The sequence below is a fragment of the Hydrogenophaga sp. genome (assembly GCF_019264445.1).
In the GTDB taxonomy this organism is placed as follows: domain Bacteria; phylum Pseudomonadota; class Gammaproteobacteria; order Burkholderiales; family Burkholderiaceae_C; genus Hydrogenophaga.
Genome location: NZ_JAHVAB010000064.1, coordinates 18,685 through 30,653, shown reverse-complemented (window position 1 = coordinate 30,653; position 11,969 = coordinate 18,685). Strand labels below are relative to the sequence as shown.

13 protein-coding genes and 2 tRNA genes are annotated in these 11,969 nt (G+C 66.8%); 13 read left to right on the top strand and 2 right to left on the bottom strand.

The window, feature by feature from the left end:
• From KXJ60_RS13510 to KXJ60_RS13450, 13 genes are all read left to right on the top strand, one after another.
• On the top strand, window positions 1-813 hold an 813-nt coding region (locus tag KXJ60_RS13510; RefSeq protein WP_291128660.1), incomplete at its 5' end, for a type IV secretory system conjugative DNA transfer family protein.
• Window positions 810-1,274, top strand: a complete 465-nt coding sequence (locus tag KXJ60_RS13505) for a ribbon-helix-helix protein, CopG family (RefSeq protein WP_003111089.1) — start codon at window positions 810-812, stop codon at window positions 1,272-1,274. The genes KXJ60_RS13510 and KXJ60_RS13505, both read left to right, overlap by 4 nt.
• A complete protein-coding gene (gene trbB, locus KXJ60_RS13500) occupies window positions 1,271-2,323 on the top strand; it encodes a P-type conjugative transfer ATPase TrbB (RefSeq protein ID WP_056581667.1) in 1,053 nt (350 codons plus the stop codon). The genes KXJ60_RS13505 and trbB overlap by 4 nt, the downstream gene beginning before the upstream one ends.
• Complete coding sequence (locus tag KXJ60_RS13495; RefSeq protein WP_056581670.1) at window positions 2,320-2,703, top strand: TrbC/VirB2 family protein; 384 nt, start codon at window positions 2,320-2,322, stop codon at window positions 2,701-2,703. Before trbB ends, KXJ60_RS13495 begins: the two co-directional genes overlap by 4 nt.
• Window positions 2,700-2,972 (top strand): VirB3 family type IV secretion system protein, encoded by a 273-nt coding sequence (locus KXJ60_RS13490; RefSeq protein WP_056581671.1) that lies wholly within the window; start codon window positions 2,700-2,702, stop codon window positions 2,970-2,972. Before KXJ60_RS13495 ends, KXJ60_RS13490 begins: the two co-directional genes overlap by 4 nt.
• Window positions 2,973-2,987: 15 nt before the next feature.
• Complete coding sequence (trbE, locus tag KXJ60_RS13485; protein ID WP_056581673.1) at window positions 2,988-5,447, top strand: conjugal transfer protein TrbE; 2,460 nt, start codon at window positions 2,988-2,990, stop codon at window positions 5,445-5,447.
• Window positions 5,444-6,169 carry a P-type conjugative transfer protein TrbJ gene (gene trbJ, locus KXJ60_RS13480; RefSeq protein ID WP_056581676.1) on the top strand — a complete coding sequence of 242 codons (726 nt, stop codon included), beginning with the start codon at window positions 5,444-5,446 and terminating at the stop codon, window positions 6,167-6,169. Before trbE ends, trbJ begins: the two co-directional genes overlap by 4 nt.
• Window positions 6,170-6,181: 12 nt before the next feature.
• The gene (locus KXJ60_RS13475; RefSeq protein ID WP_056581679.1) at window positions 6,182-6,514 is read left to right on the top strand and encodes an EexN family lipoprotein; all 333 of its coding nucleotides are present in this window, start codon (window positions 6,182-6,184) and stop codon (window positions 6,512-6,514) included.
• Window positions 6,511-7,896 carry a P-type conjugative transfer protein TrbL gene (trbL, locus tag KXJ60_RS13470; RefSeq protein WP_056581682.1) on the top strand — a complete coding sequence of 462 codons (1,386 nt, stop codon included), beginning with the start codon at window positions 6,511-6,513 and terminating at the stop codon, window positions 7,894-7,896. The genes KXJ60_RS13475 and trbL overlap by 4 nt, the downstream gene beginning before the upstream one ends.
• 24 nt (window positions 7,897-7,920) lie before the next feature.
• On the top strand, window positions 7,921-8,625 hold the full coding sequence (gene trbF, locus KXJ60_RS13465; protein ID WP_066116900.1) for a conjugal transfer protein TrbF: 705 nt from the start codon (window positions 7,921-7,923) through the stop codon (window positions 8,623-8,625).
• The gene (gene trbG / locus KXJ60_RS13460) at window positions 8,622-9,626 is read left to right on the top strand and encodes a P-type conjugative transfer protein TrbG (protein ID WP_056581687.1); all 1,005 of its coding nucleotides are present in this window, start codon (window positions 8,622-8,624) and stop codon (window positions 9,624-9,626) included. The genes trbF and trbG overlap by 4 nt, the downstream gene beginning before the upstream one ends.
• 2 nt (window positions 9,627-9,628) lie before the next feature.
• Window positions 9,629-10,897: a TrbI/VirB10 family protein gene (locus KXJ60_RS13455; RefSeq protein ID WP_056581690.1), complete on the top strand. Its 1,269-nt coding sequence runs from the start codon at window positions 9,629-9,631 to the stop codon at window positions 10,895-10,897.
• On the top strand, window positions 10,894-11,136 hold the full coding sequence (locus tag KXJ60_RS13450; protein ID WP_056581693.1) for a DUF2274 domain-containing protein: 243 nt from the start codon (window positions 10,894-10,896) through the stop codon (window positions 11,134-11,136). The genes KXJ60_RS13455 and KXJ60_RS13450 overlap by 4 nt, the downstream gene beginning before the upstream one ends.
• A gap of 606 nt (window positions 11,137-11,742) precedes the next feature.
• On the opposite strand, the gene KXJ60_RS13445 is transcribed toward KXJ60_RS13450, so the two are convergent.
• Together KXJ60_RS13445 and KXJ60_RS13440 are read right to left on the bottom strand one after the other, a co-directional pair.
• A tRNA-Cys gene (locus tag KXJ60_RS13445) sits at window positions 11,743-11,816 on the bottom strand.
• A 74-nt stretch (window positions 11,817-11,890) separates the two neighbouring features.
• Window positions 11,891-11,966, bottom strand: a tRNA-Gly gene (locus KXJ60_RS13440).
• Between the last annotated feature and the right edge of the window lie 3 nt (window positions 11,967-11,969).

Below are 11,969 nucleotides of genomic sequence, written 5' to 3'. Positions count from 1 at the left end.
GGCATCGAGCGCCGCCACAAGCTGCTGCTGATGCTCGACGAGTTCCCGGCGCTGGGGCGCTTGGACTTCTTCGAGACGGCACTGGCCTTCATGGCCGGATACGGCATCCGCAGCTTCCTCATCGCGCAGTCGCTCAACCAGATCGACAAAGCCTACGGCCAGAACCATTCGATTCTCGACAACTGCCATGTGCGCGTGACGTTCGCCACGAACGACGAACGCACCGCCAAGCGGATCTCCGAGACGCTGGGCACGGCCACCGAGCTGCGTGCCCAGCGCAACTACGCGGGCCATCGGCTCGCGCCGTGGCTGGGCCACCTGATGGTGTCGCGCCAGGAGACGGCCCGCCCGCTGCTGACGCCGGGCGAAGTCATGCAGCTTCCACCCGACGAGGCAGTGGTGATGGTGTCCAGCATGGCGCCGATCAAGGCGAAGAAGCTGCGCTACTACGTGGACAGCAACTTCAAGCGTCGCGTGCTGCCGCCGCCCGCGCTGGCGGACGGGCAGTACGCCGACGCGCCGCCATCGCGGCCCGATGACTGGAGCGGGCTGGCGATTCCGCTGATGCCGGCAGCACCGGGCACGGCATCCGCCGACGACTTGGACAGCACCGACGACGGCGGCCCATGCCGTCAGCCCGAACTCTCCGAAACCGTCGCCTACGACCCCGTGCTGGCCGCGCCTGCGGCCGACCTTGGGCTGCTCGATGACGACGACGACCTGCCGCTTCCCCTTCCTCGCCAGCTTGATCCAGCCATGCAGCGCACGGCCCGGCTGGCTTCCCTCGACCCCAACGACGGAATCGAGCTATGAGCCACTACCGCCTGAACCTCTTTATCCAGCCCGAGCACGCCAAGCGGCTCGATGAGCTTGCCGCCAAGAAAGGCGTGTCCAAGTCGTCCATCGTCGCGGCGGCGCTCGCATCGTGGCTGTCGCCCGATGCCGCCGACCAGCGCGAAGCGGCCATCGCCAAGCGGCTGGATCGCCTGTCGCGCCAGGCCGAGCGCATGGAGCGCGACCAGAACATCGCCATCGAAACGCTGGCGCTGTTCATTCGCTACTACCTCACGGTCAGCACACCAGTCCCCGAGGCGCACCAAGACGCGGCACGCGCGCAGGGCAAAGCGCGCTTCGAGCAGTTCACCGAGCAGCTTGGCCGCCACCTGCTGCGGGGCCGCAGCCTGGTGCGCGACGTGGTGGAGGAACTGCATCCCGACCCGATGCGGATGGAAGACGCGGCGGCAGCCGCGCAAGCGCAGGAGCGTGCGTCATGAGTGCCGTTCCGCAGTCCATGACCGCCACGTCGCTCGACCGCCGCATCCAGATGTTGCGCACGGCGATGGGGCCGCTGATCGCCGCCGCGCTCGAAGACCCGGACGTGGTGGAGGTGATGCTGAATCCTGATCGCACCCTTTGGGTGGATCGGCTTTCTAGTGGGCGCGCGCCGATGGGCGTGGAACTGTCCGAGGCGGACGGCGAGCGAATCATCCGCCTGGTCGCGGCCCACGTCGGCGCAGAAGTCCATCGCGGCCAGCCGCTGCTGTCCGCCGAGTTGCCCGAAACCGGCGAACGCTTCGAGGGCATCTTGCCGCCGGCAGCGCCGGGGCCGGCCTTCGCGCTGCGCAAGCGTGCCATCGGCGTAATTCCGCTGGAGCGGTACGTCATCGACGGAATGATGACCAGCGCGCAAGCGGGCTTTCTCGTTCGCGCCGTGCGCGAGCGGCAGAACGTGCTGATCGCCGGCGCCACCAGCAGCGGCAAGACCACGCTCGCCAATGCTTTGCTCGCCGAAATCGCCGCCACCGGCGACCGCGTGCTGGTGCTCGAAGACACGGTGGAGCTGCAATGCGCGGCCCGTGACCACGTTCCTCTGCGCACCCGCGCAGGCGTGGTGTCCATGACCGAGCTGGTGCGCTCGTCCATGCGCCTGCGGCCTGATCGCGTCGTCGTTGGCGAAGTGCGCGGCGCCGAGGCGCTGGATCTCATCAAGGTGTGGGGCACCGGCCATCCCGGCGGCATCGCCACGATCCATGCCGGCTCCGCACTCGGCGCGCTGCTGCGCTTGGAGCAACTGATTCTCGAAGTGGCGGTGAACCCGCCCCGTGCGCTGATCGCCGAGGCGGTCAACGTGGCGATCCACATCGCCGGGCGCGGGCGCAAACGCCGCATCGAGAGCATCGCCCGCGTCGTCGGCTTCGACGGCGTGGGCTACCAACTGGCGGACGCGCTGGAAACGCCGTTTCCCGAGCTGCCGCCGCTTCCCAATGCCGCACCCGCTGCGGCGACTTCCCCATCCCCTGACTCACTTGGAGAACTGCCATGACGCAGATGACCATTCCTGCTTTCCGTTTTTCTGCAAATCCGGCTTTGCGCCACGCGCGGCTGCGCTGCCTGGCCCGCCCTGCGGGGCAAGGGCTGCTGCTGGCCGCGCTGCTGCTGTTCCTAGCCGGAACCGCGCAGGCCGCCGGTTCCTCGATGCCGTGGGAAGGCCCGCTGCAATCCATCCTCGAATCCATCCAGGGGCCGGTGGCGCGAATCGTCGCGGTCATCATCATCATCGCCACGGGCCTCGCGCTCGCCTTCGGCGACACGTCCGGCGGATTCCGCAAGCTGATCCAGATCGTCTTCGGTCTGTCCATCGCGTTTGCGGCTTCCAGCTTCTTCCTGTCGTTCTTCAGCTTCTCCGGCGGGGCGGTCGTATGAGTGCCCCGGACACCTTCAGGGACGGCTTCGAGGTGCCGCTGCATCGCTCACTGACCGAGCCGATTCTGCTTGGCGGTGCGCCGCGCACCGTGGCGATCGCCAACGGCACGCTGGCCGCCGCTGTCGGCTTGGGCCTGCAACTGTGGATTCCCGGCGTGGTGCTCTGGATCGTCGGCCATTCGCTGGCGGTGTGGGGTGCGCGCGTCGATCCGCAGTTCATGCAGGTCTTCGCCCGGCACATCAAGCACCGCCCGCTGCTGGACGTGTGAGGGGAGGACGCCGCGATGCTGAATCTCGCCGAATACCGCCAGCGCCCGGCCTTGCTTGCCGACTGGCTGCCCTGGGCCGGGCTGGTCGCGCCGGGCCTCGTCTTGAACAAGGACGGCAGTTTCCAGCGCACGGCCCGGTTTCGCGGGCCTGACCTCGACAGCGCGACGCAAGGCGAGCTGGTCGCCACGTCGGCGCGGTTGAACAATGCGCTGCGCCGCATGGGATCGGGCTGGGCGCTATTCATCGAAGCCGAGCGCCGGCCTGCGGCCGACTATCCGCACTCGGAGTTTCCCGAGCCGCTTTCGTGGGTGGTGGAGGAAGAACGCCGGGCCGCCTTCGAGGAATCGGGTAATCACTTCGAGAGCGGCTATCACCTGACGCTGCTTTACCTGCCGCCGGAAGAATCCCGCGCTCGTGCAGCCAGGATGCTCTACGAGAACACGCCGACGAATGGCGTGGACTGGCGCGAGCGGCTGCAAGCCTTCGTCGCGGAAACGGATCGCGTCTTCGACCTGCTCGACAGCGTGATGCCGGAAATTGACTGGCTCGATGACGCGCAGACGCTGACCTACCTGCACGCGACCATCTCGACGCTGCGCTATCGCGTGGGCGTGCCCGAAGTGCCGTTCCACATCGACGCGCTGCTGACCGATTCCGCGCTGGTCGGCGGCCTGGCGCCCATGCTGGGCGACCAGCACCTGCGCGTGGTGTCGGTGCGAGGTTTCCCGACCTCGACCTGGCCGGGGATTCTGGACGACCTCAACCGCCTGGGGTTTGGGTATCGCTGGAGCACGCGCTTTCTGTGCCTCGACAAATCCGAGGCGGAACGGGGGTTGGGGCGCTTGCGCCGCCAGTGGTTCGCCAAGCGCAAGAACGTCATCGCGCTGTTGCGCGAAACGATCTTCCAGCAGGAAAGCCCGCTGGTCGATACCGACGCGAACAACAAGGCGGCGGACGCGGATGCCGCCTTGCAGGAACTGGGCAGCGATCAAGTCGCCTTCGGCTACCTGACGGCGACCGTCACCGTCATGGACGAGGACGCCGGCGCAGCCGACGAGAAGCTGCGCATGGTGGAGCGTGCCATCCAGGGCCGGGGCTTCGTCACCATTCCCGAAACGCTCAACGCCGTGGATGCGTGGCTGTCGTCCATTCCGGGCAACGCCTACGCCAACGTGCGTCAGCCCATCGTCTCGACGCTGAACCTGGCGCACATGATGCCGGTATCGGCGGTATGGGCCGGGCCGGAGAAGAACGACCATCTCGACGGCCCGCCGCTGATCGTCACGCGCACCGATGGCGCCACGCCGTTCCGGCTGGTGACGCACATCGGCGACGTGGGCCACACGCTGGTCGCGGGGCCGACTGGCATGGGCAAGTCGGTCTTGCTTGCCACGCTGGCGATGCAGTTCCGCCGCTACCGCGGCTCGCGCATCTTCGCCTTCGACATGGGGCGCTCGATGCGAGCCACGATCCTCGGGCTGGGCGGCGAGCACTACGACCTCGGCACGGATGGCGAAATCGCTTTCCAGCCGCTCGCACGCATCGACCGCGAGGGCTACCGCACCTGGGCCGCCGAATGGATCGAAGGCCGCTTGCTGCACGAAGGCGTGGCGGTCGGCCCAGACGAGAACGCGGCCATCTGGTCGGCGCTGGGAAGTCTCGCCGGTGCGCCGGTGGAGCAGCGCACGATGACCGGGCTTTCCGTGCTGCTGCAATCGAACACGCTTCGGCAGGCGTTGTCGCCCTATGTGCTGGGTGGCGCGCACGGCAAGCTGCTGGACGCCGACCACGACCGGCTGGGCATGGCCGACGTGCAGTGCTTCGAGATGGAGGAGCTGATGCACAGCAAGGCCGCCGTCATGGCCGTGCTGCATTACCTTTTTGCGCGTTTCGATGAACGCTTCGACGGGGCGCCCACGCTGCTGATCCTCGATGAAGCGTGGCTGTTCCTCGACGACCCGGTGTTTGCCGCACGCATCCGCCAGTGGCTCAAGACGCTGCGCAAGAAGAACGTCAGCGTCATCTTCGCCACGCAGAGCCTCGCCGACATCAAGGATTCGAGCATCGCGCCCGCGATCATCGAGAGCTGCGCGAGTCGGATTTTCTTGCCCAACCCGCAGGCGACGGAACCGCAGATTCGCACGATCTACGAAGGCTTCGGCCTGAACAGCCGGCAGATCGAGATCGTCGCCACCGCGAGCCCCAAGCGCGACTACTACTACCAATCCCGCCTCGGCAATCGCCTGTTCGACCTCGACCTGGGGCAGGCGGCGCTGGCCTTCGCGGGCGCTTCCACGCCGCAAGACCAGCGCGACATAGACCGCGTGCTGCTGGACGCCGGCGTGCCCGGCTTCGCGGGCGCCTGGCTGCGCCATCGCGGCCTCGATTGGGCGGCCGACCTGCTGGCCTCGTTCCCCGGCCTCGCGCCGGGTTCTTTCCGTACCACCGACCACCCACAGGAGAACCTGCCATGAAAAAGCGTCTTGTCGCCGCCGCCATCTCGGCCATGCTTTGCACTGCCACCGCCCACGCGCAATGGGTTGTGATCGACCCCACGAACCTCGTGCAGAACACGCTGACCGCGATCCGCACGCTGGAGCAGATCAATAACCAGATCCAGCAGCTCCAGAACGAAGCGCAGATGCTGATGAATCAGGCGCGCAACCTCGCCAGCCTGCCGTCCAGCGTGGTCGGCCAGTTGCGCGCCAATCTGGCGACCACGCAGCGGCTGATCGACCAGGCGCGCGGCCTGGCCTACGACGTGACGAATCTGGATCGGGAGTTCCAGCGCCTGTATCCCGAGCAGTACGCCGCCACCGTCAGCGGCGACCAGATGTACCGCGATGCGCAGGAGCATTGGCGGAACACGCTCAACGGCTTGCAGACCACCATGCGGATGCAGGCCCAGGTGTCGCAGAACCTGGGCGAAGACGAAAGCGTGCTGGCCGACCTCGTGGGCAAGAGCCAGTCGGCCGAAGGCGCGCTGCAAGCCATGCAGGCCATGAACCAGTTGCTGGCCTTGCAGGCCAAGCAGTCGATCCAGTCGCAGCGGCTCCAGATCACGCAAGATCGGGCCGCCTCGCTGGAGTTGGCACGGCAGACCGCGGCCACGGAACGCGCCCGCGAGGTGCGGCGGCGTTTCCTGGGCGATGGCACGCCATACACGCCGCAGCGCGTGGATTTCTACGGCAACTGACGGGAGGCCGCTATGCGATGCGTCCTCGTCCCGTCTGTTCTGGTACTTGCTGCGCTGCTGGCCGCTTGCAGCGAACAGCCGGCTGACCACCTTGCCGATGCCTTGGCCGCCGATCCCTTGCGGCTCAAGGCATTGCGCGCGCAATGCGCGGACGACCGGCAGGCCACGGGCGAGGACGCTTGCCGCGCCGCCGCCGAAGCCTTCCGGCGGCGCTTCTTCTCCGGCCAGGCTGGGCCGGATGAATACCAGACGCTGGCCGACCTGCCGCCGATCCCGCCGAGCTTCGAGGAACCGGCCGATGGCATGGCGCCGGCCGTTCCCGCCGAACCGAAGGACACGCCATGAATGACGTGACCATCATCGACCAATTCCTCAACACCTTTGCCGCTTATATCGACTCGGGTTTCGGGCTGCTGCGGGGCGAAGTGGCGTTCCTCACGGCCACGCTGATCGTCATCGACATGACGATCGCCGGCCTGTATTGGGCCATGAGCCATGCCACCGGCCAGGGCGAGGACGTGATCGCCAAGCTGCTGCGCAAGGTGCTCTACGTCGGTGCCTTCGCCTACATCATCAATAACTTCAACTGGCTGGCCAGCATCGTGTTCCGCTCGTTTGCGGGATTGGGCATCACAGCCACCGGCTCGGCCATCACGATGGAGAACTTCTTGCAGCCGGGCCGGCTGGCGAAAACCGGCATCGACGCCGGGGCGCCGATTCTGGAGCAGATCGGCGAGATGGCGGGCTTTCCCGAAGTGTTTGTGAACCTCGACCCCATCGTGGTGATGTTCCTCGCGTGGCTGGTCGTGGTCTTGTGCTTCTTCGTGCTGGCGATCCAACTGTTCATCACGCTGATCGAGTTCAAGCTGACCACGCTCGCCGGATTCGTGTTGGTGCCGTTCGCGCTCTGGAACAAGACCGCGTTCCTCGCCGAGAAGGTCTTGGGCAACGTGGTGGCCTCCGGCGTCAAGGTGCTGGTGCTGGCCGTGATCGTCGGTATCGGCTCAGGCTTGTTCGCTCAGTTCCAAGTCCATCCTGCCGAGCCGTCCATCGACCACGCGCTGGTCATCATGCTGGCCTCGCTCACCTTGCTGGCGCTCGGGATCTTCGGCCCCGGCATCGCCACGGGCCTCGTCTCCGGTGCGCCGCAGCTCGGCGCTGGCGCAATGGCCGGTGCTGCTGTCGGCGCTGCCGGCACGGCCGTCGCCATCGGCGCCGCCGCGACGGGCGTGGGTGGCGCCGTGGCTGCTGGTGCGCGCATGGCCCCGGCTGCCGCCAAGCTGGCCGGTAGCGGTGCGCGCGCCGCTACGTCGGCGGCCAGCAGTGCGAAGTCGGCGTTTCAGGCCGGTTCCGCCGCCGCTGGCGGCGGCGCAAAGGGCGCGATGGCGGGCCTGGGCAACGTCGCCAAGACCGGCGCGCGGGCGGCCGGGCGAGGCGCTGCATCCCGCGCTTCCGCTGCCGGGCAACGCATGGCCGCTCCCTTCCACGCTGGCTGGAATGGCGCTGCTGCCGATGGTGGCGCGGGCGCGGCATTCGGTCAGGGTGCCGCAGGCGAGGCCGCATCCGGCGCCGCTACGGCGCAGACACAGGAACGGCCCGCTTGGGCCAAGCGCCTGCATCGCCGCCAGCAACTCACCCACGCCGCGACCACCACCGCCCACACGCTGCGCGGTGGCGATGGCGGCGGCTCCGGCCAGGGGCCGAGCCTGCGCGGCTCCGACGAATAAAGCGATTCATAAGGAGAACTGACCATGCGATTCAAGAAGCCGCAGGTGCGCTATGCCGACACGCCGCAACCTGCCACGCCGTACCAAGCCGCCGGCCAGGTGTGGGACGACCGTATCGGCTCGCCGCGCGTGCAGGCGAAGAACTGGCGGCTGATGGCCTTCGGCTGCCTGACGCTCGCGCTGCTGATGGCTGGCGGCCTGGTGTGGCGCTCGGCGCAGTCCATCGTGACGCCCTACGTCGTGGAGGTGGACAACGCGGGCCAGGTCCGCGCCGTGGGCGAGGCCGCCACGTCGTACCGGCCCACTGATGCGCAGCAGGCGTACTACATCGCGCGCTTTGTGACGCTGGTGCGCTCGCTGTCCATCGACCCCATCGTCGTCCGCCAGAACTGGCTGGACGCCTACGACTACACGACCGACAAGGGCGCAGCGGTGCTCAACGACTACGCGCGTGTGAACGATCCGTTCGCACGCATCGGCAAGGAGTCGGTGACGGTGCATATCACCAGCGTCGTGCGAGCCAGCAACACCTCGTTCAACGTGCGCTGGACGGAACGCCGCTACGTCAACGGCGCCGCGGCCGGGCTGGAGCGGTGGACGGCCGTGGTGACCATCGTGCTCCAGCTACCACGCACCGAAGAACGCCTGCGCCGCAATCCCTTGGGCATCTACGTCAATGGTCTGTCGTGGAGCCGCGAGCTGGATTCTTCCGAAGGAGCCAAGCCATGAATGATCTTCTCCGTAAATCCGCTTTGCCAGTGATCCTGCTTGCATCCACCGCCTTGTTTTCGGGCTGCGCCACGCAGGGCAAGCCGCCGCCCGTGATCTCGCTCGATGAGCCGGTGCTTGCCCAGCCGCTGCCAGAACCTCCTGCGCCGGTGGAGGTGGTGGCCGTGCCCGAGGTGCTGCCGATGCCGGCGCAGTTGAAGCCGTTGCCCGAAGCCGAGGACGCCAAGCCCATGCCGGAGCCGGCAGACGAGAAGGTGCGCGTCTCGCGCGCCAATGCCGAGGCCCGCGTCGCACCTACGCGCGAGGGCTACGTCAACGCGATTCAGGTGTGGCCGTTCACCGACGGCGCGCTGTATCAGGTCTATGCGGCCGTGGGCCGCGTGACCGTGGTTTCGCTCCAGCCGGGCGAGGAGCTGGTGACGGTCGCCGCCGGAGATACCGTGCGCTGGATCGTGGGCGACACGTCCAGCGGACGCGGTGCCGAGTTGCGCGTGAACGTGCTCGTTAAGCCGATCCGCTCGGGCCTCAGGACCAATCTTGTCATCACCACCAGCCGCAGGACGTACCTGTTGGAGCTGGCCTCGACGGAAAAGACGTGGATGGCGTCGGCGTCCTGGGAATATCCGCGCGACCGGATGCTGGCCTTGCAGCGCCAGGCGCAGGCGGCCAGCGCAGTCGCGCCGGTGGATTCCGGCTTGTCGTTGGAGAACCTGCGCTTCCGCTACGCGGTCAGCGGCAGTAATCCGCCGTGGAAGCCGCTGCGCGCCTTCGACGACGGGCAGAAGGTCTATATCCAGTTCCCCGCCGGCATCGCGCAAGGCGAGCTGCCGCCGCTGTTCGTGATCGGGCCGGAAGGCGACGGGCAACTGGTCAATTACCGCTTCCGCTCGCCGTACTACATCGTGGATCGGCTGTTCGGCGCGGCCGAACTGCGCCTGGGCGGTGACAAGGGCGACGTGGTGCGGATCAAGCGCACGGACGGCGTCGCGCGGAGGAACTGACCATGAGCCAGGACGACACCCCCGACCTCGCCACGCCGCAGGCGGACAAGGTCGCACCGGAGGCGGTGGCGCTGCGCGCCCAGCCGCGCCCGGTCACACGCCTGAACCGGCGCACGCTGGCCATCCTCGTTGGCGGCCTATCGGTCGCCGTGCTCGGCGCCACGATTTGGTCGCTGCAGCCCCCGCGGCGCGCGGCCAGTGAGCAGACCGAGCTTTACAACGTCGAGCGCGTGTCGAAGTCCGAAGGTCTGGATGGCCTGCCGGCGGACTACTCGAAGCTGCCGCCGAAGTTACCCGAATTGGGGCCGCCGCTGCCGGGCGATCTTGGCCCCGCCATCGTCAACTCGCAGCAGCCCGTGACGCCAGCATATGCGCCACCGGGCCATGATCCCGAGGATGCCTTGCGCAAGGAGGCCGATGCAGCGGCGGCTTCGTCGGTGTTCTTCCGCTCGGGTGGCCAACGTGCAGCCACGGTGGCGCAGGCAGCGCCGGTGGCGCCTGGCGCAGCAAGCACGCTCGCGGCCTTCGATCCGCTCGCCGGCGGGCCGGCCTCGACGGCGGCCCAGCCTGCCGACCCGACTGCCGTGCAGAACCGGCAAGACCAGAAGGAGGCGTTCCTGAAAGGCGGCGCTACGGAAACCCGCAACTCCGGCAACTTGGCGCTGCCGGCGTCGCCCTATCAGGTGATGGCCGGAACGGTGATCGCTGGCGCCTTGGTCACGGGCATCAAATCAGACTTGCCGGGCGACGTGATCGCCACGGTGACAGAGCCGGTCTTTGACACGGCCACAGGCAAGTTCCTGCTGATCCCGCAGGGATCGCGCATCCTCGGGCGCTACAACAGCCAGGTCAGCTACGGGCAGAGCCGCGTACAGGTAGTGTGGAACCGGATCATCCTGCCCGACACGTCCTCGCTCACGCTCGACAACCTTGTCGGCACCGACCCGGCCGGTTACGCCGGCCTGGAAGACGATGTGAACTGGCATTGGAATCGCATCGTCGCGGGCGCTGTGCTGACGACGCTGCTGGGCGTCGGCGCCGAGCTGGCCGCGCCTGATAACCGCCAGAACGGCAACCGCATCGTCATCGCCGGCCGTGACAGCGCCCAGGACAGCATCAACCAGGTCGGCCAGGAGATCACCCGGCGCAACATGAACATACAGCCGACGTTGACGGCGCGCCCCGGCTTGCCGGTGCGAGTCATCGTTAACCGGGATCTCGTGCTGCGGCCCTATCAGCCGCTGTTCTTCAACCGGGGAGCTTCGCAATGAGCACGACCAAGAAGCTGCGGCTCGGGCCGCTGCCCAAGACCGAGAGCGTCAAGCTGACATTCGCGTGCCCGGCCAGCCTGAAAGCCGACCTCGACCGCTATGCCGCGCTGCACGCGCAGTCGTATGGCGAAGCGGTCGATGCCGCGACGCTGATCCCGCACATGCTGGAGGCATTCATGGCTGGGGATCGAGGCTTCAAGCGCACGCAGCCCAAGAACGGAAAAGCCGCCCCTGCGTGAACAGGGGCGGCTCTAGATTGGTGCCCGAGGCCGGAATCGAACCGGCATGACCGTAAGGTCGAGGGATTTTCTTACCACTTCGACTTTCGCCGCCAACGCGCATGCGCTGTTCGTGGTCTGGAGCACGCCTTCACCATAGCCTTGCGGCCGTAGGTGCCCGCCGTCTGCTCTCTACACCTTCCCAAACTGTTGCTTGGGCTTGGCTCGGCGTTGGCTCGGGTGCAGAAGCATCCAGGGCTTTCGCCGATTTTGACGGGCTTCACTCCGGGCGTTTCCCCCCGAAGGCTCAAATTGTTCAAGTCCCTTGTGTCTACCGATTTCACCACTCGGGCGTAGCGTGCAATGCGCTGGAAACACCTACCTCCATCTACTGGCGCCTAGCTGGCTCCTGACCGTCAAGCCAAGCTATGAAGCTGCATCATGGACGCTCGCAAACCGTTGTCACTATTGGCCTTCTGGCCCGTTGGCGCAAGCAAGAAGGACTTGACAAAACAGATTTTAAGTCCGCTGTGTCTACCCATTTCACCATCGAGGCTGCGGTGAATTGTCGCAGGTTGAAAAAAAGAGGCCCCGGCAGCGCGACGCTGGCGGGGCCCATGTGCTGTCTGGAGGCGCGATCCGGAGTCGAACCGGACTAACCGGATTTGCAATCCGGGGCATAACCGCTTTGCTATCGCGCCATCTGCGTCGGTGTTGAAACACACCAATCAGCAACTCTGACAAAAAAGGGAAGCAGAGCTTCCCTTTTTGAATCTGGAGCGGGAAACGAGACTCGAACTCGCGACCTCAACCTTGGCAAGGTTGCGCTCTACCAACTGAGCTATTCCCGCATT